Here is a 23,625-nt window from a genome sequence, read left to right as displayed (position 1 = left end):
GAAAAGAGAATAATGGCAAAAGGAAAACAGACGCCTCGTCAAAAGATGATCAACCTGATGTATCTGGTGTTCATTGCGATGATGGCCCTAAACATCGATGTTGAAATCATCAGATCATATTACGATTCTACAACAGCTTTGAACGAAACACGTTTTCTTACAGAGCAAAAAAATGAAGATATTTTCGAAAAAACTTTGGAAGCAAAAGCTCAGCAGGTACCGGATACTTATGCTCAGCCTTGGGAGCAGTACAAAGTAATGAGAGATAAGATCAACGTTTTGGTAGCATCAGCAGAACAAATCAAAACGACACTTAAAAAGCAGTCAGAGTTTAAAGATATTGATCCTAAAACCGGGAAAAAAGCTGAAGTAAGCGAGAATTTTGCAGCTTTAAATAACAATGAAGCGACAACTGCTTATTTCTTTAACGATGGCGATGAAACTAAAGTTTCTAAAAACGCTGACGAACTGAAAAGAAAAATGGACGATGTTCGTGCGTATATTGTAAATACATTCGGAGCTAATCCACAATTGCTTAAATTGGTTGAAAGAGCCAATAAATCTTTGATTACCGGCTATGCTAATGGAAAATCTCCAAACGGTAAAACATGGTTCCAGAATAAATTCTACAATCAGCCTTTGATTGCAGCGATTTCAAATCTTGGAATTATTCAGAACGATGCCAGAAACATTCAATCTGATGCTTTAGCTTTGATGCTTCAGGAAAAAGTTGATGCAAGCATTAAGTTTAATCAGTATGAAGCGATTGTTTCTGCTCCTTCAGACATTCAGTCTGGTAAGCAGGCAGAAGCTGTTGTAATGTTAGGAACATATTCCAACAGTAATAAAATTGCAATTAGCGGTGTAAGCAGAACTGAAAACGGTAAAGGTTATCTTCCGTTAAATACAGGTGGTTTGGGTGAAAGAACTATCAGTGGAAATATTACTTTAACTGATGCAACAGGAAAAGCGCAGCAATTCCCTTTCACACATACGTATAATGTGATCGCAGGACCTCAGCAGGTGAAATTAGAAAAAGGTCTATTACTTTCAGCTGATAAGATGAACGTGATGTACAGAGGTTTAGAAAACCCAGTTACTGGATCTATCCTTGGTGCTGATAATGCTAAACTTTCACTTTCCGCTCCGGGTGCTGTTGTTAAGAATACGGGTAAAGGAAAATGGAATGTTATTCCTACTACTGGAACTACAGTCAAATTAACACTATCAGGTACAGATCCAACGGGTAAAACTGTTTCTGAAGTATTTGAATACAGAATTAAAGGTATTCCTAAACCACAAGGGCAGATTAGAGGTAAAAGTGTGAACTTTATGCCAGCTAGTTCAATTGGTAACCAGATTGTAACTGCAGCTTTACCAGATTTCGACTTCCCTGTATCATTTACAGTTAATAGCTTTATTTTAAAACTACCTGGAAGAGCAGGAACTATGATTCAAGGCAATTCATTATCTTCTGCTGAAGGGTTAATTAAAAATCTTAGACCTGGAGATGTGGTTCAGATTTATGATATTAAAGTTACTGCAACAGGACTTGGAAATCAGATGTTAAAGGAACTTTCGCCAGTGACAATTAATGTTCAATAATTAAAAGCATTTATTATGAAAAAATATATTAGTAGTGCATTAGTTTTGGTTTCAGGTTTTGCCCTGTCTCAAACAATCTTAAATGCTTCTTCACCAGAAGAATTCAGACAAATGAGAGCTGAAAACATGAGAAAAGTTGGTGATACTGTAATTAGTAATAAAGTAACCCCACTAGAATATGGCTTTGTAGATGACAAAGATGTATTAAAAAGTATGTTTGTTTGGGAGATTATAGATCTTAATGATAAAATAAACCAACCGTTTTATTATGATAATCCCAATGGTTTGCAGTCTAAAACAACCAGATCTCTGTATTCTATTTTACTGGATGCTGCATTAGAAGGTAAAATTGAAGAAGTTTACGAAGACGAAGACTTTTCAACTAAATCGACACCAGAAGGTATTCGTAAAAAACTGGAGAGTATAAGAATGGATGATGGAGCTATCGAAATTCTAAATACAGGTCGTCAACTGACAGAAGAAGAAAAAACAAGACTTACCGACAAAATTGTCACTACGACAGACAAAGTAAAAGCATTGAAGATGTTCGGTATGTGGTATATTGATAAGAGAGATGGTCAGATGAAATATCGACCTCTAGGTATAGCAGCGTTAGGACCAGATCCATCTTCTTTGAACAGATTGGATGCTAACGGAAACTTGATGGAAGGAGCTAATGATTTAGTTGATCTTTTCTGGGTTTATTATCCGAAGGCGAGAGATATTTTAGCAAACAACTATGTATTTAATAAAAATAATTCTTCTGCAGACCTTTCATTTGATGATCTAATCAATGCCAGAAGATTTACTTCTGTGATTTACAAGTCATCAAACGGTACAGGTGACGGTTTGATTAAAGATTACATTCCAAGAAATGCTGAAGAGCAGATTGAAGAAAGTGACCGTATCAAAGCTGAAATTCTTCAGATGGAAAACGATATGTGGAATTATTAATTTTCACTTGATATTTAACAAAAACCTGAGTATTTTTACTCAGGTTTTTTTATTCGTAAATTGGAAGATATAGATTATATTATCGTAGGAGATGGCTATGCTGCAATGTTTTTTGCTCATCAACTCCTTCAGCGCAATAAAAGTTTCAGGATCTTTTCTGAAGCCAAGAAAAGTGCTTCACAAGTTTCTGCAGGAATTATAAATCCTGTTGTTTTAAAGAAATTTACAACTTTCTGGAAAGCTCAGGAACAGATTGGTGACCTTCAATTCGTTTTATCTGAAATCGCGTTATATACTGGAAAGAACTATTTTATCAATGAGAAGGTTCATCGGATATTTCATGATGAAAACGAAAAAAGCATTTGGCTTAAAAAAGCGCTTCATGAAGATTTGAAAGCTTTTTTAAATTGTATTTTTAGAAGTTTTGATGATATCACTAATCCCTATCAGAGTGGAGAAGTAATACAGTCCGGTCGTCTGAATGTGAGTGACTTTTTCCGAGATTTACATCGTTATCATGAAAATGCTGGTAACTTAATCAGAGATAGATTCGATTATTCTCAAATGAATCCGACCGAATCAACATACAAAAAATATCATTATTCAAAAATTGTTTTCTGTGAAGGAATGTCTGTAATAAACAATCCATTCTTCAGTGAAATTCCGGTGCAGGCAAACAAAGGTCATCATATAAAAGTTTGCCTGAGCAAACCTCTGGATGAGCATTTTACTTTTAAGAAAAAGCATTTCTTTTTCCAGCTGAAAGATGATCTGTATTTCTATGGAGGAACATATGATCGAGATGCCGCAGATCCAAATGTTGATGAGGCAGCGGTTTTACAGTTATTAAACGGTCTGAAAGAAATTTATCCGCATTCTTTTGAGATTGTAGATGTGAAGGTAGGATTTCGCCCAACGGTGAAAGACAGGCGTCCGATTATCGGAAGACATTCAAAGTTTTTAAATCTCGCAGTTTTTAATGGTTTGGGGGCACGCGGAATTTTAAACGGATGTTATTTTTCAAAAATCCTTTATAATCATTTAGAAAACGGTCTCGATTTACCTTCAGAAGTATCTTTAGAAAGATTTAAGCATTAAAAATTATTGGGCTGCAATTTTGTTATAAGCAGCATTTTTCTTCCCGTGAAATAACACCATTCCAATGTTTTTTTTCATAAAAGTGATCTCGCGTTTCGTTTCTGTAAACTGATAGACGTTATCACTGGTGGAAAAGCTAGCACTCTCAAACTCTTTTTTTAGGTCGTACACTTTACCGCCAAATTTTACGCTCAGTTTTTTTTCGTTTTCGTCACGATACACTTCAAGTTTATCTCCAAAGTCATCCTGAAAAACTTCAGCAGCAATTTTTGGTTTGGCAGTTTGAGTTTTTTGAATATTTTCAGCCGGGCTTTCCTGAGTAGAATGGGTGCATTGCAGTGTTATAAGACAGAATACTGCGAGAAGGAATGAATTTTTCATTTTAGTGTTTTTTAAGCGGTTTATTTTGGTGCGGTAAAGTTACAGTATTTTGATTAAAAAATGTTAAAATTTTATAAATTATTATTAATTATTCAAAATTTAATATATCGATTCATTTTATCATAATGATATTCTTATTCCAAAAACTGTCTTTATTCATTTTAAATTAGAGTTAAACTTTGTTAATCCTTTTTCAAAGCTTAATGGCAAGACTTACCTTTGTCCCATCAAATGAAGAATTACGTTGTTTACTTTTTTTCCGTTCTCTTTCTGCTATTCGTAGTAGAGAGTAAACTGAATGTGAAAACAGTCGACAAAAATTTTCAGGGGAAAGTCTCGCACAGTCTTCCAAAAACTTCGGGAGCAGGCGCAAACAATTCTGCGAAACTCACTGCTTCGGCGGCTTCCACAGGAAGTTCTTCACTTATCGAACTGGAAGAAGACAGCTTTCAGATCGCTGATTCTATCGAAGAACTGGCTGTTTTCGCAACAGTTTTTGGTCTTCTTTACTCTTTTATTTTTGCAGTACAGCAAAGCGCAAATCAATTCTACAGCGCTTTTTCGCTTTTATATTCTGTAAAAAAATTCATTTTCATCCGCTCTATCAGAGTTTAGAATTTTAATTCTTTCTACTCTTTCAGAATTTTCCTGAAAGCATTTTGCTGTGCATCTTATTTTAGGTAACAGCCCAATTCTCAAGTCTTCAAACTATTTTAACGAAATTATACACTCCTCATGATTAAACGAGTTGTTACCTGTGCTGTTTTTTGCACAATGGCTTTCCTTTACAGCTGCAACAAAGAAAAGGCAGAAAAAGAAGAGCAAACTGTATATCCTGTGACCACGCCTGTGGTGATGGATACGATTATCAACAAAGATTACGTAGCCCAAATTCAGTCTGTAAAAAATATTGAAATCCGCGCGCAGGAAAAAGGGTTCCTCGAAAAAATATATGTGGATGAAGGTCAATATGTGAAAGCCGGACAAACCCTTTTCCGAATTATGCCGCAATTGTATCAGGCAGAATTGATGAAAGCGAGAGCTGAAGTTGAACAGGCGAATATTGAACTGAAAAATGCCACCACGCTTTCCAACAACAACATTGTATCTAAAAATGAAAGATCGATGGCAAAAGCAAAACTTGATGCTGCAAATGCCGAGATGAAACTGGCTCAGATTCACTTGTCATTTACTGATATTAAAGCGCCGTTTTCCGGAATGATCAACAGAATTCCTTTGAAACTGGGAAGTCTTATTGATGAAGGTGATCTTTTGACTTCGCTTTCAGACAACACCGCGATGTACAGTTATTTTAATGTTTCTGAGCCTGAATATTTAAGTTATCAAATGCATGCGGCAGATCGTGGCAATAATCAGGTCTCACTGATTATGGCAAATGGCGAAAGCTTTCCGCAGCAAGGTGTGATTCAAACCATTGAAGGTGAATTTGATAATGAAACCGGAAATATCGCATTCCGTGCTAAATTTCCGAATGTTGACCGTCTTCTCAGAAACGGCGAAACCGGAAAAGTTCGCATGACTTTACCTTTAAATAAAGCGCTCATCATTCCACAGAAAGCAACGTATGAAATTCAGGATCAGAAATATGTTTTCGTGATTGGAAAAGACGGTGTGGCAAGATCAAAAAATATCAAAATTGCGTACGAGTTGCCGGATGTTTACGTAGTTGCTTCAGGAATTTCGGCAAACGATAGAATTTTGCTGGAAGGTGTGCAGAAAGTAAAAGACGATCAAAAAGTTCAGGTAAAATATCAGGATCCGAAGAAAGTTCTTCAGTCTTTGAAATTAAAAGCAGAGTAGTAGATTATGTTTAAAAAATTTATACGCAGACCCGTTCTGTCGATTGTAATCTCGCTGATTATTGTTTTTCTCGGCATTTTATCGCTGGTAAAATTGCCCGTAACGCAGTTTCCTGCGATCTCACCACCGAAAGTAAATATCACCGCCGATTATCCGGGAGCAAATAACGAGTTGCTCATCAAATCGGTAGTGATTCCTCTGGAAAGAGGATTAAACGGTTTGCCTGGAATGAAGTATATGACTTCGGATGCCGGTAATGATGGTGAAGCATCTATTCAGGTGGTTTTTGATTTGGGAACAGATCCGAATGTAGCAGCAGTAAATGTTCAAAACAGAGTTTCGTCTGTTGTAAATAAACTTCCGCCGCTTGTCGTGCGTGAAGGTGTAAAAATCACGCGTGAAGAACCGAATATGTTAATGTACATCAATTTGTACAGTGACGATCCGAAGGCTGACCAGAAATTTCTTTTTAACTATGCGGATATCAACGTGATGTCTGAACTTCGCCGTGTCGGTGGAGTTGGTTTTGCCGATATTTTGGGAACACGTGAATATGCGATGAGAATCTGGCTGAAACCTGACCGCATGACGGCTTATGATATTTCAGCAGACGAAGTGATGGAATCTTTAAACGAGCAGAGTTTGGAAGCTTCGCCGGGAAAAACGGGTGAAAGTTCGGGGAAAAGATCGCAGTCCTTCGAATATATTCTTAAATATCCCGGTCGTTACAACAACGAAAAAGATTACGGAAATATCATCCTTAAATCTAAACCTGATGGCGAATTTGTACGTCTGAAAGATGTTGCAGATATCGAGTTTGGAAGTTCGATGTACGATATTTATTCTACACTAAACGGAAAACCTTCTGCCGCGATTACGGTAAAGCAGTCCTACGGCTCAAACGCCAGCGATGTTATCAAAAACGTAAAGGCGCTGATGGCTGATCTGGAGAAAAATAATTTTCCGAAAGGAATGCATTACGACATCAGTTATGATGTTTCGCGATTCTTAGATGCATCGATCGAAAAAGTAGTGCACACTTTATTTGAGGCATTTATTCTCGTAGCGATCGTGGTTTTCCTTTTCCTTGGCGACTGGCGATCAACCTTAATTCCTGCGCTGGCTGTTCCGGTTTCTTTGGTAGGAACTTTTGCTATCATGTCGGCATTTGGGATTACTTTAAATATGATTTCGCTTTTTGCCTTGGTCATGGCAATTGGGGTCGTCGTCGATGACGCGATTGTGGTGATTGAAGCTGTCCACGCGAAGATGGAAGAGAAAAATCTTTCTCCGTTAAAAGCCACTGAGGAAGCGATGCACGAGATCAGCGGTGCAATTATCGCGATTACTTTGGTAATGGCAGCGGTATTTATTCCGGTGGCATTTATGTCTGGTCCGGTGGGCGTTTTTTACCGTCAGTTTTCGATCACTATGGTTTCCTCGATCATGCTTTCCGGAGTTGTTGCTTTAACTTTAACGCCGGCTTTATGTGCTTTAATTTTAAAAAACACCCACGGAAAACCAAAAAAGAAAACGCCGATTACTGTTTTCCTTGATAAATTTAATGCACTTTTTAATAAAGGACAGGGAAAATACGAGCGTTTGCTGAATAAAACAGTAACACGAAAAATGGTCACGCTGCCTTTGCTTGCTCTATTCTGTGCTGGCGCATTTTTCTTAAGCAACAGCATTCCGTCAGGTTTCATTCCGAGTGAAGATCAGGGAATGATTTACGCGATTATTCAGACGCCGCCAGGCTCGACTTTAGAAAGAACAAATCAGATTGCAAAAGAACTTCTGAGAGAATCTGAAGACATCGATGGCGTACAGTCAGTTTCTTCGCTTGCAGGTTACGAAATTCTTACCGAAGGTACAGGATCAAACTCGGGAACGTGTCTTATCAACCTTAAAGACTGGAGCGACCGAAAAGAGTCTGCGGCTGAGATCATTGAAAAACTGGAACAGAAAGCCAAAAATATTCCGGGTGCGAATATCGAATTCTTCCAGCCGCCGTCAATTCCGGGTTATGGAGCCGCAGGTGGTTTTGAGCTCCGGCTTTTGGATAAAGCGGGAAGCGGCGATTATCAGAAAATGGAAAAAGTGAGTACAGATTTTGTCCGCGAACTTAAAAAACGTCCTGAACTCGGCTCTGCATTTACATTTTACTCGGCGAGTTTCCCGCAGTATATGCTTAAAGTTGATAATGATCTGGCCGAGCAGAAAGGCGTTACCATCGAAAAAGCGATGGATAACCTTTCGACTTTAATCGGTTCAAACTACGAAACCAGTTTCATCCGTTTCGACAGGCCGTATAAGGTAATCGTTCAGGCTGGCCCACAATATCGCGCGTTGCCGAGTGATTTGATGAAGCTTTATGTGAAAAATGATAAAGACGAAATGGTACCGTATTCAGATTTTATGCACATGGAAAAAGTGTATGGTCTCTCGGAAATCACCCGTCACAATATGTACAATTCTTCTGAGGTGAGCGGAACACCAGCGCCGGGTTACAGTTCGGGTCAGGCTATTAAAGCCATTCAGGAAGTTGCAGATAAAACATTACCGAGAGGTTTTGGTATTGACTGGGCCGGGATTTCTAAAGATGAAGTAAGCCGCGGAAACGAAGCAGTCTTTATTTTCCTTGTGTGTCTGGGATTCGTTTATCTGATCCTTTCGGCGCAGTATGAAAGTTTCATTTTGCCTTTACCTGTGATTTTATCGCTGCCAACCGGGATTTTCGGAGCGTTTTTATGTCTGAAACTTTTAGGCTTAGAAAATAATATTTACGCGCAGGTAGCGATGGTAATGCTCATCGGTCTTCTAGGTAAAAATGCCGTTTTGATTATTGAGTTTGCCGTGCAGAGGAAGGCTGAAGGAGTTTCTGTCGCAAAGGCTGCGATTGAAGGTGCCTCCATCCGTTTCAGACCGATTTTGATGACTTCATTTGCATTCATCGCAGGGTTGATTCCTTTGGTAATTGCAACCGGTCCGGGCGCAACAGGAAACCGTACCATCGGAACCGCAGCGGCCGGCGGTATGTTAATCGGAACCGTTTTCGGTCTGATGATCATTCCTGGCTTGTATTATATTTTCGGAAGAATTGCAGAGAAATCGAGACTTTCAAAGTACGAAGAGGAAAACCCGCTTACAGAACAAACAGAACCTTACCAACACGATGATAAACATGAAGATTTATAGTAAATTTTTAGCTGCTGCAGCCGTTTCCCTGGCTTTGGCAAGCTGCAAAGCGCCGATGGCAACGGTGATCAAAGACGAAGTGAAAGAAAATGTTCCGCAGAATTTCACACAGGAAAATGATGCGGATGCCAATAACAATTCGGGGACAACGCCCTGGAGACAGTTTTTTACCGATCCGAATCTGGTAGTTTTAATCGAAACTTCATTAAAAAACAATCAGGATTTAATGATCACGCTACAGGATATTGAAATTGCCCGCAGCGGAGTGATTGCTAAAAAAGGAAAACTTTCACCTGAAGTTCGTGCAGGATTGGGAACCGGCGTTAATAAACCCGGAAGATATACCAGCGAAGGTGCCGGCGATGCAACGACCGATATTGAACCAGGAAAACCTATCCCGGATCCTCTGATGAATTTTGGTGGTGGTTTGACTGCAAACTGGGAAATCGACATCTGGAAAAAACTCAGAAATGAGAAAGATGCTGCCGTAGCGCATTATCTGTCGACGGTGGAAGGGAAAAATTTTGTTCTGACCAACCTTATTGAAGAAGTAGCTAATAATTATTACGAACTTTTGGCGCTTGATAATGAGCTTGACATTATTCAGCAATATACGACGCTGCAGCAGAAAGCCTTAGATATTTCAAGAATTCAGAAACAGGCAGCAGCTGCGACAGAACTTGCTGTGAAAAAGTTTGAAGCTGAACTGGCGAAGTCAAAAGCGAGAGAATACACGGTTCGTCAGGAAATAACCGAGAAAGAAAACGAGATTAATGCGCTTTGTGGCCGATATCCGCAGCCGATTGTGCGTACGAAAGAAAGTTTCATGGCAATGATTCCGCAAACCGTTTACACGGGAATTCCCGCGCAGCTGCTTTCTAACAGACCTGACATTAAGGAGGCAGAATTTGAATTAAAATCAGCAAAATTAGATGTTGAAGCAGCGAGAAAAGAGTTTTATCCAAATCTGGAAATTTCTGCGACTTTAGGTTTGGAAGCTTTTAAACCTTCATATTTAGTAAAACTTCCAGAGTCGATTGCCTATAATCTTGCCGGAGAACTCGCCGGTCCGCTGATCAATAAAAGTGCGATCAAAGCAAATTTTGCAACCGCCGATGCGAAGCAGATTCAGGCTTTGTATGAATATGATAAAACAATTTTGAATGCGTATCTGGATATTGCCAATCTGATGTCGAAGGTGAAAAATATTGATAAATATTACGAGTTGAAATCGCAGGAATCTAAAGCTTTGGATCAGTCAATTGATATTGCAAACCAGCTTTTCCGAAATTCACGTGCAGATTACATCGAAGTTTTATTGAATCAGCGCGATGCATTGGATGCAAAAATGGAACTTATTGAAGCGAAGCAGAAACAGCTGACAACGATAGTCGATATCTATAAAGGTCTTGGCGGCGGCTGGAAATAGATTCGTATACCATAAAATTATGTTAAACAGCTCTTTTATAGAGCTGCTTATTTTTTTTGGTACAGTTTTTTATTATTTATTAATTAATAGTAAAATAACACGTCAAGTTTTGTCGCATTACAACGATAGCTTTGGGGTAACAAAATTTAAAGCTATGAAAACACCATTTTATTTAAGTTATACAGAATTTGAAAAAAACTACTACAATCTTTTGGAGCAGTGGTTTGAAGAACATTATAATACCTCTGAACAGGATTTTTTAAAAAACATTTCTGACTTATACAAGCCATACATTTCATACAATGACAAAACTGACGCTTTACAAATCAATGATTTTATAGAAGTAAAAAACTGCTTTTTTGCAAACAGCGGAAATTTTGGGATTGCATTTAACGAAAACGGAACGACGAAAACGAAAATTCCTATTGTTTCTGAGGTGAGAACTATTACGATGATGGAATATGCACAGGTCGTTTTGGATAAAATTCATCTGTACTTCCAGAAAAATGATGTTACGATGAAAGAGAATGAAAGTATTCTGGATTACATTAACGATCGCGATATCATTACGATGAAAGAGTCAAATGGATTTTGTATCGATTTTCATAAACATCAAAAAACCTTACCATTTTTACACGCTTTTTTACCAAAATTCGGAAATACGGTAGATATCAGTCTGTATAGAAGTTTCTATTCATCTGCAGCTAAAATTGCTGATTTTATCGACTTTAAAATGCAGTCAATGAATGCTTTTGAAGAAAGTCTGTATTGCGAACTGAAATCTAAATCGCTGATAAAAGTTCATCTGCAAAACCGAAATTACCTAACGGTTCTCAACTAAGGATTCTTATTTAAAATTGAATATAATTTTTACTGAAAAAGTCAGATTTGAGATCTGGCTTTTTTTTGCAGAGAGGAAGGGATTCGAACCCTCGATACAGTTACCCGCATACTACCTTTCCAGGGTAGCTCCTTCAACCACTCGGACACCTCTCTAAATTGAAGACTGCAAAAATAGACTTTTTTGCGGAATATCCAAGACCCCGATTTATAAATCGACGCTAATTTCGCCGCAAATATTTTTCGTGAAGCTTTCGGCAAAGCTTGAAGTGTAATTTTTGTTTCCGGTAAGATGCATTGCTTTGGTAATTGCTGATTCGGCGGTAATATCTCTTCCACTTATTGATCCGATTTTCCCGAAAACATTGCTGTTTTCGTATTTTCCGAAAGAAATTCCGCCAGAAATACACTGACTTACAACGACAATTTCAATTCCCTTTTCGCGGATCTTTTTTAAAATTTCTAAAGTTTCATTCGTGCTGAAGATCGTTCCCGAACCGAAAACCTGCAAAATCAGAACTTTTACTTCTGAAAGATTTTCCAGAAAACTCAGTTTCATACCCGGGAAAATTCGCCAGAACAAAACTTCCTCAGAAATATGTGTATCAATAGAAAACTCCAGCCCAGAATCTGGACGGAATAAATGTTCTTTTTCAATTTTTAAATGAACTCCAGATTGTCCTAAAATCGGGAAATTCGGACTGTCGTATGCGTCAAAATACTCCGCAGAATACTTCAACGTACGGTTTCCACGGAAAAGTTTGTACTCAAAATAAATCGCCACTTCCTGTACAACAGCTTCATCATTTTCATAGAGGCTGGCGTAATAAAGACTTGTCAGAAGATTTTCTTTTGCATCCGTCCGCAGATCGCCAATTGGAAGCTGAGAACCAGTGAAAATTACCGGTTTTTGTAAGCCTTTCAGCATAAAACTCAATGCTGATGCCGAATACGACATCGTGTCCGTCCCATGCAGAATCAGAAATCCGTCGTACTTTTTATAATTTTCAAAGATCAGTTCGGCAATCATTTTCCATTCCATCGGTCCCATATCAGAAGAATCCATCGGAACGGTGAAAGAATGCACAAAAACCTCACATTCCATCAGATTCATCTCCGGCATTTTCTCAAAAATGTTTCCGAAATCGAAAGCACGAAGGCTTCCGGTTTCGTAATCTTTTTCCATCCCAATGGTCCCGCCGGTGTAGATCAACAATACTTTTCGCTTCATGCGGTCAAAATTACATTTTTTAAAGAAAACGGCAAGGCTGATATTTTTTGGGCGCCATGAACTGCTTTCGTAAATTTCGATAAAAGCGTTCGCTTTTCTCTCATTTATATCTTCCACTTTTACTTTCTTGCTCCGCTTCGCTCCTCAAAAAGAAGTTCTATAAGCTGGATCACATTTCTGTCTTTTCATAAAGTTTGTTTTTTTAATTACTTTTAGGAAATTGAAAAACAGAAAACCTTTCAACACTTTTTGGCGCTCGCTTCGCTCGCGTCTAAATTTAATTATTCATCTAATAATTCCATTAACAACCGCCTTTAAAATCAGTATTTTTGTCGCATGAAAGATCAGCAGATTTATGACTATCTACGGCAGTTTCTGAGCGACGAGCGCTTTTCTAAAATCGAACATTACTCGGTCGAAAGTTCAGATTTTGTGCTTCCGGTTTTAGAAGATGTGTACCAGTTCCGGAATGCCGCGGCGATTATGAGGTCTGCGGAAGCATTTGCTTTTCACAAAGTTGTGGCGCTTCAGGAAGAAAATAATTTTGAACCCAATTTAAAAGTCACCAAAGGTGCCGACACTTGGGTAGAAGTCGAAAAAATGCCACGCAATCTGGATTCTTTGCAGAAAATTCGGGACCGAGGATATAAAATCGTTGCAGTTTCGCTGGAAGTAAATGCGAAAATGTTGCCAGATTACGAAATTACAAAACCTATGGCGCTCGTTTTCGGTACGGAAAAAGAAGGTGTAAGCCAGGAAATTTTAGATTTTGCAGATGAAGCGCTGGCAATTCCAATGCATGGTTTTACAAGAAGTTTTAATGTTTCTGTGGCAGCTTCGATCTGTTTGTACGATTTAAAGCAAAAGCTGATAAAATCAGGAATCGGCTACAAACTTGATGACGAAAAGCTTTTAAAAATGAAGATTCGCTGGGCGGTAAATTCGATAAAAAGCGGTGAGCAGATTTTGGATAAATATCTGCGCGATCATCAGCTGAGTTTCTAAAAAATCATCTTACTATAATTCCAGGCTGCGACAAAAACGCCGGCTGTTTCCGTTCTTAAGCGCTGATTTCCAAGCGATACAGCTTTAATGCCTTTTTCGGATAGAAACATAATTTCTTTATCAGAAAAATCGCCTTCCGGACCAATCAGAAAAGTATAATTTTCCAGTTTTGGAATTTCATTCAAATTGATTCTTTCTAAATTTTCGTTACAGTGTGCCACGAAAGTATTTTCTGGATTGATATTTTTTAGAAATTCGGGTAATTTAATCAAATCATTAATGACTGGAAAATGAAACCGCAGACTTTGCTTAGACGCGGCAACAGCTTGTTTTCTGATTTTGTCGATGTTGATATTTTTGCGCTCGGTTTTTTCTGTCTGGAGAATTGTGATCTCTGAAATCCCCATTTCTACGGCTTTTTCTACAAAAAACTCGATGCGGTCAATATTTTTTGTCGGAGCGATCGCGATGTGAAGTTTCGGACTGAAATCCGGAGTGTCAGTTTTCAATTCTAAAACTTCAATATTGGCTTTTTTGCCTTCAATACTCAGCTTTCCAAAAGCGAGATTTCCTTTGCCATCGGTCACATGAATATCTTCGCCATTTTTCATCCGCAACACTTTGATGATGTGCTGCTGCTCTTCATCATTAATAATCGCCGTTTCGCCGTTTATTTGGCCAAAAAAAAGTTTCATCTAAAAATTTATTTAAAATCTTTTCAAACTTATTAAAACTTAAAAAGAAATTTCGTTATCGCTCAAAAAGGCAACGCCGGTTTTGATGGTTTCGTAAATATCGCCTTCGCAGTCGCGGTACGAACACGCATAAATTTCTTCAATCCAGACATTATTCATGAAAATCAGATAGAGATATTCGTTTTTTCTGAGATTGTTTTTGATTGATAGAAAATCGCCTTCTTTCGGCTCATATTCAAAACTGAAAACATTTTCACCGTTTATGGTCGAGATAATTTCCTCTTTTATATTCTGAATATAGCCTTCGTCGGCGCAGATCATCTGATAATCTTCGTCCTCAGAATTTTCAGAAACTTCATTTTTTCCGGTGATGGTTTCCAGAACCCAGTAGTATTTTGAGTTTTTTTTCGACTGCTTTCCCAGCACTTTTTCTTCCAGTAAAATTTTCATTACAAATCATATTTTGAAGTTGCGGTCGTTCGCAAATCGGTAAATTCACTACGCTCAAACTTCAGTTTTGCGACCATTGCGATCATAGCCGCATTATCGGTCGTATATTCAAATTTTGGGATGAAAATATTCCATCCGAATTTCTTCTCATTATCCTGCATTGCTTTTCTCAGTGCAGAATTTGCTGAAACGCCACCGGCAATGGCGACATTTTTTATGTTTAAATCTTTTGCAGTTTTTTCCAGTTTGATCATTAAAATATCAATGATGGTTTTCTGCACGGATGCACAAAGATCATTGAGGTTTTCTTTAATAAAATCCGGGTTTTTCTTTACTTCTTTCTGAATAAAATACAGAACCGATGTTTTTATACCGCTGAAAGAATAATCATAACTTTCGAGCCTTGGTTTATTAAATGTAAAAGCGTTGGGATCTCCGTCTTTCGAAAGCCTGTCGATAATCGGTCCTGCAGGATAATCAAGATCCATTATTTTTCCGATTTTATCAAAAGCCTCGCCTGCAGCATCATCGATCGATTTTCCAATGATTTCCATTTCAAAATAATCTTTTACCAAAACAATCATCGTGTGACCGCCACTTACTGTGAGGCAAAGGAACGGAAATGTTGGCGGCTCAGGATTTGCATCGTCGATAAAATGAGCAAGAATATGCGCCTGAAGATGGTTTACTTCGATTAGCGGAACATTAAGGCTCATGGCCAGAGATTTAGCAAAAGAGGTTCCTACGAGAAGCGATCCCAAAAGACCAGGACCACGCGTAAATCCTATGGCAGCGATGTCATTTTGTTGTATATTTGCTTTGGTTAAGGATTTTTGTACAACAGGGATGATGTTCTGCTGATGCGCTCTTGAAGCAAGCTCGGGAACCACGCCACCATATTCTTTGTGAATTTCCTGGTTGGCAGCGATGTTTGAGAGAATACAATTTCCTTTAATGATGGCTGCCGATGTGTCGTCACACGACGACTCGATACCTAAAATTATAGAGTCACTCATAGTAATGGCAAAGTTAGAGAATAATAACGAGAACGAAGATAAAAAATCGGTCGCCAAGAATCTGGGAGATCAGGTGCAAAAGACGGTGCAGGAAGCTTCTGAGCTTGCTTCAGATGCAATAAATCATCCGATAGATACTGCGCAGGAATTTGGCAAGCAAGCCGCAAAAGATATCACCAGCTATTCCTGGTGGGCAAAACTTCTGCTGATTCTTTTCTGGACGGTTCTCTCAATCGTGGTTTTGGTTTTTATCGCCATTAATTTGCCTGTTACGAAACGATGGGCCGCAGATCAGGCACTTCAGATTGTCAACCGCGATTTCAAAGCGGAGATGTCTACCGAAAGTGTAGAAGTGGATTTTTTCGGAGACGTTACCATTAAAGGTTTAAAAATAAAAGACTACAAAGGTCTGGAATTCATTAAAGTAAAAGAATTTATTGCCAATTCTGACTGGCTTTCTCTTGCCGGAAATATCAAAAAAAACAACTCGCTAAGTTTTAACGGTCTTACGCTGAAAAATGCGGACATTAAAGTTATTACCTATAAAGGCGACAGTATTTCAAACTTCATCAGATTTACCAACTTGTTCAATAGCGGTAAAAAAAGTGATCCGAATAAACCGCCTTTTCAGCTTAATTCGCGATTGAATTTAATTGATTCTAAAGTTTCTATCGTTAATCTCAATTCTCCAGGCGAAAAAGGAAAATGGCTGACAGCAACCAACGTCAATCTCCGTGCACCGCAGGTGAAAGTAGAAGGCATTAATGTTTTTGCCCAAATAAATAATTTCTCGTTTGTCACCAAACGTTGGGGAAAATCGCATTTTGTGGAAACTTTTTCGACGGAGCTTACGATGAATAAAGATTTTCTATTTCTGAAAGATCTTACGCTGAACACTGATCATTCTTTGCTTCAGGGAAATATTAAATTTAATCTGAATGATGGAAAATGGACCGATTTTGCAGATCGCGTGCGCTGGGATATGGATCTCGCGCTGGGAAGTCAGCTCAGCGGTTACGACATCAGCTATTTTGTGACCAACTGGAACAATTATATTCCTTTCAATATTTCGGGGAAGATGAATGGGCCGCTCAATAAATTTACGCTAGACAATTTCCTGATCAGAAATCCGGACGTGAATATTGCCACCAGAAAGATGAGCATGACCAATCTTCTTAAAGGTAATTTTAACATCGAAACCAACAGTCTATCCGCCGATTTTACGTATAAAGATTTGAAAAAAATGATGCCGACTTTTATCGCATCAAAAATGAAAAACTTCGCGGATGATTTTGGTAAATTAAAATACAACGGTACCGCAAGAGTGACACCAAAGCAGGTTTATGTAAAATCAGGAAATCTGATGACCGGAATTGGGCAGGCAAAAATTTCTGATTTTTCTTTAACCGATTACAGCACTGCGCTTCCAAAATATGTCGGCTATGCCGAAGTAAAAGATCTGAATACTTCGGTGATCACTAAAAATAAAGCAGTCGGTTTGATCTCAGGTAAATTTAATCTGAACGGGCAGAGTTTCGATGTCAATACGATGCGGCTGAGTACGAAATCTCAGATTTCCAGCATCGCAATTATGAATAAAGAAATCAACAACATTACGCTCGACGGTTTGCTTGATCATAAAAAATACAACGGTTTGATCGTCGTAAATGACGAGCAGGCAAAAGCAACGGTAAAAGGCCTGATTGATTTCAGTACATCGCGGATTTCAGCTGACGTCAATGCAAATGTTTCTTATTTAAATATGAGCTACTTCACCGGTAAAAGCGACAAGCAGATCGTAAGCGGCGAAGTGAACGGAAAACTGGCGATGACTACGCTGAATGATTTGACGCTGGATGTTGATGCAAGCAATCTGAATTTTGCAACGGCAACTCAAAAATACACGATTCCGTCTGCGAAGCTTAAAACTTTTATAGAAGGTGGCAAAAGAACCATTGATGTCATAGCTCCCGGCGCTGTAAGCGGGAAGATTTCAGGCAAGTATAATCTGGCTGATTTGGCCAATATGGTACAGAACGGATTGAGTAAAATTTTAGTCGGCCCGCCGCCAAGAACATTGTATAGAGGTCAGAGCTTTACAATGAATTTTGATGTACAGCAGGGTTTGGTTAATTATTTTTTACCGGATTTAAAACTTCCTCAAGGCGCAACGGTTGAAGGATCGTATGACGGCAATTCAAATAATCTAATTCTTAACCTGGATGCGGCATCGCTGAAATATGTGATGACGAAAGAGCAGGAAATCACTGATGCAGACAAAGCGTTGGCCAGCGCAAATCCTGCTTATAAAATCAATAGTAGGGAAGTGATTCGCGACAGTGCCATGATTGACAGTCTGATGGTTCGCATTAATACCGCCAATCTCGATGAGCAGATTTTAGCGAAAATCGGAAGAATCAATTACAATAAAAATATCCTTAAAGATGTACAGCTTACAGGGAAGAATGACAATAATACCGCGCTCAAAATTGCAACAACATTCAAACACGGTAGTGCGGAAGATGAGCTGGATGACAATCTGAAAAGCTATGCGATAAATCTGAACCAAAGCAGCAATGCTGCGGGAGATTTTGTATTCAGGTTTGAGCCGACGGAAGTTTCTTTTAATGATGTGAAATGGACAGTCGACACAAGTCCCGAACTCGATCATCAGATAATTTACCGTAAAAAAACATCAGATTTTGAGATAAAAAATCTAAGAATTTACTCTGACAGCAGTTCGCTTACAATTAACGAATCAACTTTTAAATCGGCAAAAGATTTTTATCTTGACGCTGAGGTAAAAGATTTAGCCATAGAAAAACTTCTGGAAATGCAGTCTGGCGGAAATCCGATGCAGATCAAAGGTCTGGCTAATGGAAATCTGAAGATCAAAATGGATAAGAATACACTTCAGCCACTCGTTGATCTTACCGTAGACGATATTATGATGAACGGAAACGACATGGGCGATCTCACAATTTCTGCCACTAACAGTTTTTCGCTCAATGTTTATGATGTTGAGGTAAAAGTGACTTCCGCCGGTGTCATCGGGAATAATAATTTAAATCTTACCGGAACAGTAAACAACAATACCTCGACGCCGACGATTGATCTGACAGCTGAACTCCGTGATTTTGATATTGCATTTACGCAGCAGTTTGTGCAGAGTGTTTTTGGTAATATGCGTGGAAAAGCAACCGGCGATCTGAAAATCAGCGGTACAATGAAAAATCTCGACTACAATGGCGATATTTCGCTGAAGCAGTTCGGTTTAAAACTGCTTTTTACCGGAGTTGATTATTCTTTTGATGATACGGTCATTCCTCTTTCACGAGGTCTGGCGATTTTAAATAACATTGGTGTACATGACGGCCGGTCAAATTCTAAAGGAAATATTTCAGGTGCGATTCAGTTTGAAACGCTGTCCTCAATGGGTGTCAATCTTGTAATGCGTGCCGATAATCTTCTGATGTTGAGCACAACGCAGGCGGATTATGATCTATTCTGGGGTCGCGTTTACGGCCAGGGCGATTTATATATTGATGGTCCGGTTTCGGGACTGAGTCTTTCAACACCAAATATGAAAGCTTTGAATGGAAGTACGTTTACTTTTAATTCAAGCTCAACATCGGGTGTGGAGGAATTTAAAATGCTGCGTTTCCTGAAAGAAGGAAAAGACGGTTTGGTGACGCTTGAAGAGCAGAAGAAAAAAGGCGCCAATATGAATCTTGATTTCAGCCTGGCGGTAGATAAAGGCACAACGGTGAATGTTTTGGTGGGTGATGATGTCGGAAATATCAGCGTAAAAGGTGTTGCAGAAGATCTGAGATTCCAGATGAGCCGACAGGGAAATATTGCGCTTAATGGAAGTTATATGGTCGACAGCGGAACTTTTGTCTCAAAAGCAATTCTTAACCGTACGTTTCAGATCCAGCGAAACAGCAGTATTCGGTGGGATGGAGATGCGATGACACCCGCGCTGGATATTAAAGCCAATTATGTAAGAATGGTTTCAAACGTCGGTGAATATTTAAATATCGGGCAGCTTCAGCCGGTGAGCGTTTTGCTTCAGGCAAATATTTCCAATACCCTGAGCGATCCGAAAATTGATCTAAACGTCACAGCGCTAGATGTTTCCAGTCAGGTTAAAGAAACTTTAGCAGCAAAATTAAATCAAACTGAAGGGGAAAACGTGTTGCAGTTCGGTTCCGTACTTTTATTAAACAGTTTCAATGTTTCGAATAGTGGCGGAGTAGATTTCGATGCCGTTGGCGTTGCCGAATCTTCAGGATACAACCTTTTATTAAAACAGTTGGGTTCGGTTTTCAATACGATGAGCAGCGAATTTCAAATTGATTTGAACTATGTAAGAGGAGATCAGTTCTCCAATACCGGCGACAGAGCCAATGCTGGCGTTAGTTTCGACCTTTCGCCCAAGATTACCGTCAAGACCGGATTGGGAATTCCTTTAACGAGAACCGAAGGTACGCAGCAGAATTTTGTATCGGGAGAAGGATCGGTAGAATACGATTTATCAAAGAAAAATGACGGTACACTCGTTCTGAGAGGATATTCGAAACCGACAAACATCGGTCTGGGAGTTGGAACGGTAGGCACAAACGGTTCTGCAAATCAGGCATATGGAGCAGGTATTGTTTATAGCAAAAGTTTTAATTCACTGTTTAAAAGAAAAAGAAAAGATAAAAAAACAGACGTTTCAAAAGAGCCGGCAAAAACGGATTCTGTAAGGTCTGATGCCAAATAGTCTGAATGTTGTAATGATATTAATCATATATGTTAATAATAGTTAATATTTAATATAATTTTTTTAGTTTAATAATTTTTTTTAGATTTGTAAAAAATTTACGGATTTTTTATGAATTGCATAATAATAATTATATGAACTATCAATTAGACGAAATAGACAAGAAGATTCTGGATTTCTTAGTAGAAAATACCAGAATGCCTTTCACTGAAATTGCAAAACAAATGGATGTTTCTGCAGGTACAATACACGTGAGAGTGAAGAAGATGGAAGATGCCGGTATTATTTTGGGATCATCATTAAACATTGATTACGGAAAATTAGACTATCATTTTACCGCTTTTATTGGTATTCTTTTGACTAAATCAAACCGTACACAGGAGGTTTTAAAAGAACTGGGAACACTTCCAAACGTAGTTGAGGCGAGTGTAATTTCAGGGAAGTACAACATTTTCTGTAAAGTACGCGCGAAAAATACAAACGATGCCAAGAGAATTATTTATCAGATCGACGACATTCAGGATGTAATGAGAACTGAAAGTATGATTTCTATGGAAGAGTTTTTAAGCGACAAAAATAGATTGATCAACGCAATCTCGATTTAATTTATTTTAAAATAAACAGTTAAAGAACTTATGATTTTCGTAAGTTCTTTATTTTTGCAGTATGGAAAAGGAATATAAAGAATACAGCTATTTTGATGAAGATCCGAAGAAAGGTCTGGGGTTTATTCTTGCGCTGTTATCGCTCCTGCTCTTCACTTTGATGGGAGTAGGACTTGATTTTGATGAATATCTTCAGCACGAAACGCTGAATATTCCGTCGGGATATTTTTACTTTATTTTCAGTGTTGACGCGTTGATGATTGCTGGGATTGTATTGATCTACTTTTACCGTAAAATCGGAATTTTTCTTTTCCCAATTGCTTTGGTGCTGCATTTTTTCATGCACAATTATTATCTGTCGACTTTTCTGTATTCTGATGTGACCAATCTTTTTCTTTTTACAGGATTTGGTATGTTGGCGATTATTCCAAAATGGAAGTTTTTCAGGTAAAATTTTTAGACTTAAATAAAAAAAGCATCCCCGAAAAGAGGATGCCTTTATTTTATAAGAACTTACAGATTATTTATCTAAAATTCTCTTAACTGCTTCCTGTACAGCATCAGAATCAATTTTATACTTTTTCATCAGTTCAGCCGGCGTTGCAGATTCTCCAAAAGTATCATTTACGGCAACAAATTCCTGTCTGGTCGGTCTTCTTCTCGCAAGCATTCCTGCAACAGATTCGCCCAATCCACCAAGATAATTGTGTTCTTCAGCCGTCACAATTTTACCTGTTTTCTCAACTGATTTTAAAATGATTTCTTCGTCCAAAGGTTTGATTGTATGAATGTTGATCACTTCGCAAGAAATTCCTTCTTTCTCAAGCGCGTCAGCTGCTAAAAGAGATTCCCAAACCAAATGTCCGGTTGCTACGATCGTTACGTCCGTTCCTTCCTGAAGCAAAATTCCTTTTCCGATCTCGAAAGGCATATCTTCCGGAATAAAAACAGGAACTACAGGTCGACCAAAACGCAGATACACAGGCCCATGGAAATCTGCAATAGCCAAAGTAGCCGCTTTTGTCTGGTTATAATCGCACGGATTGATTACGGTCATCCCAGGAAGCATTTTCATCATTCCGATATCTTCCAAAACCTGATGTGTAGCGCCGTCTTCACCCAAGGTAAGACCAGCGTGCGAAGCACAGATTTTCACATTCTTATCCGAATACGCAATCGACTGACGGATCTGATCATACACTCTTGATGTAGAAAAATTAGCAAAAGTTCCGGTGAAAGGAATCTTTCCTGTAATGCTCAAACCTGCTGCAAGACCCATCATATTGGCTTCGGCAATACCGGTTTGGTAAAATCTCTCTGGTGCTTTTTCGATGAATTTTTCCATCTTTAAAGAACCGATAAGATCCGCACAAAGTGCTACAACGTTTGGGTTTGTATCGGCAAGCTCAGCCAATCCGGCGCCGAATCCTGAACGTGTATCTTTTTTTTCTGTATATGTATATTTCATTATTTACTTTACAATTAAAATTTAAAATTACTTGCTATCAGATATTTATAACTAATAATCGGTCGCTGCTTCCAGATAAAGTTGTTTGAATGCAGTATCAAGCTGCTCATCATTTGGTGCTTTACCGTGCCACGCGTGAGATCCCATCATGTAATCAACACCAAAGCCCATTTCTGTATGAAGAATGATGGCGACAGGTTTTCCGTTTCCGGTTTCTGCTTTTGCTCTTTCCAAAATACCGATTACCGCTTCAAGATCGTTACCGTTTTTCTCTTCCAAAACGATCCATCCGAAGGCTTCAAGTTTTGCGTGAAGATTTCCTAAAGAAAGTACATTTTCTGTGCTTCCGTCGATCTGCTGACCGTTGAAATCGATTGTGGAAATCACGTTGTCAACTTTTTTTGCAGCGGCATACATTAACGCTTCCCAAACCTGACCTTCCTGCAACTCGCCATCGCCGTGTAGAGTGTACACCAAAGAATTGTCGCCATCAAGTTTTTTCCCCTGAGCCACGCCAAGCGCCACAGAAAGTCCCTGACCAAGCGATCCTGAAGCAATTCTGATTCCTGGTAAACCTTCGTGAGTCGTCGGGTGACCCTGAAGTCTTGAGTTTAATTTTCTGAAAGTTTTCAGTTCTTCAACAGGAAAGAAACCAAATCTCGCCAAAGTAGAATAGAAAACAGGCGAAATATGACCGTTTGAAAGATAAAAATGATCTTCATTTTTTCCTTCCATTGTGAAAGGCATGTTGTAGTGCATCACTTTACCATAAAGCGCAGTAAAATATTCTGTACAGCCCAAACTTCCTCCCGGATGGCCAGAGTTTACCGCGTGCACCATTCTCAGAATGTCTCTTCTGATCTGCGTTGTAAGAGATTTCAGCTCTTCAAAACTTTTACTCATTATATAAGATTTATTTGCCAGCGAATTTACAATTTTTTGACGGCTTACCGAAATGACAGCAATTCGGGTTTTGCGCAATTTTTTCTTATTTAAATTTACCTTAAAACTGCATTTTTCATATTTAAAACAAAATTCCGCATCATCTCTGACACGGAATC

At 38.7% G+C, this 23,625-nt stretch carries 19 protein-coding genes and 1 tRNA gene; 12 read left to right on the top strand and 8 right to left on the bottom strand.

Annotated elements, in window-relative coordinates; genetic code table 11:
- Positions 1–12: 12 nt before the first annotated feature.
- The 3 genes from ASG01_RS12680 to ASG01_RS12670 are packed head-to-tail and all read left to right on the top strand — an operon-like array spanning position 13 to position 3,657.
- Complete coding sequence (locus tag ASG01_RS12680; RefSeq protein WP_055864167.1) at positions 13–1,605, top strand: GldM family protein; 1,593 nt, start codon at positions 13–15, stop codon at positions 1,603–1,605.
- A gap of 15 nt (positions 1,606–1,620) precedes the next feature.
- Positions 1,621–2,559, top strand: a complete 939-nt coding sequence (gldN, locus tag ASG01_RS12675; protein WP_055864166.1) for a gliding motility protein GldN — start codon at positions 1,621–1,623, stop codon at positions 2,557–2,559.
- Positions 2,560–2,619: 60 nt separating this feature from the next.
- The gene (locus ASG01_RS12670; RefSeq protein ID WP_055864164.1) at positions 2,620–3,657 is read left to right on the top strand and encodes an NAD(P)/FAD-dependent oxidoreductase; all 1,038 of its coding nucleotides are present in this window, start codon (positions 2,620–2,622) and stop codon (positions 3,655–3,657) included.
- 3 nt (positions 3,658–3,660) lie between these two features.
- On the opposite strand, the gene ASG01_RS12665 is transcribed toward ASG01_RS12670, so the two are convergent.
- Complete coding sequence (locus ASG01_RS12665; protein WP_055864162.1) at positions 3,661–4,038, bottom strand: hypothetical protein; 378 nt, start codon at positions 4,036–4,038, stop codon at positions 3,661–3,663.
- A gap of 231 nt (positions 4,039–4,269) precedes the next feature.
- Between ASG01_RS12665 and ASG01_RS12660 the strand changes: the two genes are divergently transcribed.
- From ASG01_RS12660 to ASG01_RS12640, 5 genes are all read left to right on the top strand, one after another.
- Positions 4,270–4,653, top strand: a complete 384-nt coding sequence (locus ASG01_RS12660) for a hypothetical protein (RefSeq protein ID WP_055864160.1) — start codon at positions 4,270–4,272, stop codon at positions 4,651–4,653.
- Positions 4,654–4,773: 120 nt separating this feature from the next.
- The gene (locus tag ASG01_RS12655; protein WP_185097240.1) at positions 4,774–5,859 is read left to right on the top strand and encodes an efflux RND transporter periplasmic adaptor subunit; all 1,086 of its coding nucleotides are present in this window, start codon (positions 4,774–4,776) and stop codon (positions 5,857–5,859) included.
- A gap of 6 nt (positions 5,860–5,865) precedes the next feature.
- Entirely contained in the window at positions 5,866–9,057 is a 3,192-nt protein-coding gene (locus tag ASG01_RS12650; protein ID WP_055864158.1) for an efflux RND transporter permease subunit, read from the top strand.
- A complete protein-coding gene (locus tag ASG01_RS12645; RefSeq protein WP_055864155.1) occupies positions 9,044–10,486 on the top strand; it encodes a TolC family protein in 1,443 nt (480 codons plus the stop codon). Before ASG01_RS12650 ends, ASG01_RS12645 begins: the two co-directional genes overlap by 14 nt.
- Before the next feature lie 154 nt (positions 10,487–10,640).
- Positions 10,641–11,327 carry a hypothetical protein gene (locus ASG01_RS12640; RefSeq protein ID WP_055864153.1) on the top strand — a complete coding sequence of 229 codons (687 nt, stop codon included), beginning with the start codon at positions 10,641–10,643 and terminating at the stop codon, positions 11,325–11,327.
- A gap of 68 nt (positions 11,328–11,395) precedes the next feature.
- Here the strand turns inward: ASG01_RS12640 and ASG01_RS12635 are convergent.
- Positions 11,396–11,482: transfer RNA gene (locus ASG01_RS12635), tRNA-Ser, on the bottom strand.
- A gap of 52 nt (positions 11,483–11,534) precedes the next feature.
- Positions 11,535–12,557 carry an asparaginase gene (locus tag ASG01_RS12630; protein ID WP_055864308.1) on the bottom strand — a complete coding sequence of 341 codons (1,023 nt, stop codon included), beginning with the start codon at positions 12,555–12,557 and terminating at the stop codon, positions 11,535–11,537.
- Between the two features lie 336 nt (positions 12,558–12,893).
- On the opposite strand from ASG01_RS12630, the gene ASG01_RS12625 reads away from it, so the two are divergent.
- The gene (locus tag ASG01_RS12625) at positions 12,894–13,562 is read left to right on the top strand and encodes a TrmH family RNA methyltransferase (protein ID WP_055864150.1); all 669 of its coding nucleotides are present in this window, start codon (positions 12,894–12,896) and stop codon (positions 13,560–13,562) included.
- On the opposite strand, the gene ASG01_RS12620 is transcribed toward ASG01_RS12625, so the two are convergent.
- From ASG01_RS12620 to tsaD, 3 genes are read right to left on the bottom strand one after another with little or no spacing between them, the layout of a single operon-like run.
- The gene (locus ASG01_RS12620; RefSeq protein WP_055864149.1) at positions 13,559–14,257 is read right to left on the bottom strand and encodes an RsmE family RNA methyltransferase; all 699 of its coding nucleotides are present in this window, start codon (positions 14,255–14,257) and stop codon (positions 13,559–13,561) included. The two genes, ASG01_RS12625 and ASG01_RS12620, sit on opposite strands and share 4 nt — an antisense overlap.
- Before the next feature lie 39 nt (positions 14,258–14,296).
- Positions 14,297–14,707 carry a hypothetical protein gene (locus ASG01_RS12615; RefSeq protein ID WP_055864147.1) on the bottom strand — a complete coding sequence of 137 codons (411 nt, stop codon included), beginning with the start codon at positions 14,705–14,707 and terminating at the stop codon, positions 14,297–14,299.
- Positions 14,707–15,723 (bottom strand): tRNA (adenosine(37)-N6)-threonylcarbamoyltransferase complex transferase subunit TsaD, encoded by a 1,017-nt coding sequence (gene tsaD, locus ASG01_RS12610; RefSeq protein ID WP_055864145.1) that lies wholly within the window; start codon positions 15,721–15,723, stop codon positions 14,707–14,709. The genes ASG01_RS12615 and tsaD overlap by 1 nt, the downstream gene beginning before the upstream one ends.
- A 4-nt stretch (positions 15,724–15,727) precedes the next feature.
- Here tsaD and ASG01_RS12605 point away from each other — a divergent pair, with 4 nt between their 5' ends.
- The 3 genes from ASG01_RS12605 (at position 15,728) to ASG01_RS12595 (ending at position 21,547) form a co-directional block, all read left to right on the top strand.
- On the top strand, positions 15,728–20,491 hold the full coding sequence (locus ASG01_RS12605) for a hypothetical protein (protein ID WP_055864142.1): 4,764 nt from the start codon (positions 15,728–15,730) through the stop codon (positions 20,489–20,491).
- 134 nt (positions 20,492–20,625) lie between these two features.
- Positions 20,626–21,096, top strand: a complete 471-nt coding sequence (locus tag ASG01_RS12600; protein WP_055864140.1) for an Lrp/AsnC family transcriptional regulator — start codon at positions 20,626–20,628, stop codon at positions 21,094–21,096.
- Between the two features lie 61 nt (positions 21,097–21,157).
- Positions 21,158–21,547 carry a hypothetical protein gene (locus tag ASG01_RS12595; RefSeq protein WP_055864138.1) on the top strand — a complete coding sequence of 130 codons (390 nt, stop codon included), beginning with the start codon at positions 21,158–21,160 and terminating at the stop codon, positions 21,545–21,547.
- A 69-nt stretch (positions 21,548–21,616) separates the two neighbouring features.
- Here the strand turns inward: ASG01_RS12595 and ASG01_RS12590 are convergent, their stop codons facing one another.
- Entirely contained in the window at positions 21,617–22,564 is a 948-nt protein-coding gene (locus ASG01_RS12590; RefSeq protein ID WP_055864136.1) for a transketolase family protein, read from the bottom strand.
- A 51-nt stretch (positions 22,565–22,615) separates the two neighbouring features.
- The gene (locus ASG01_RS12585) at positions 22,616–23,467 is read right to left on the bottom strand and encodes a transketolase (protein WP_055864304.1); all 852 of its coding nucleotides are present in this window, start codon (positions 23,465–23,467) and stop codon (positions 22,616–22,618) included.
- Between the last annotated feature and the right edge of the window lie 158 nt (positions 23,468–23,625).

This window comes from Chryseobacterium sp. Leaf180, assembly GCF_001424585.1.
In the GTDB taxonomy this organism is placed as follows: Bacteria; Bacteroidota; Bacteroidia; order Flavobacteriales; family Weeksellaceae; genus Chryseobacterium.
Note: the sequence above shows the minus strand (reverse complement) of the source record. Positions and strands in the feature narration are given on the sequence as shown.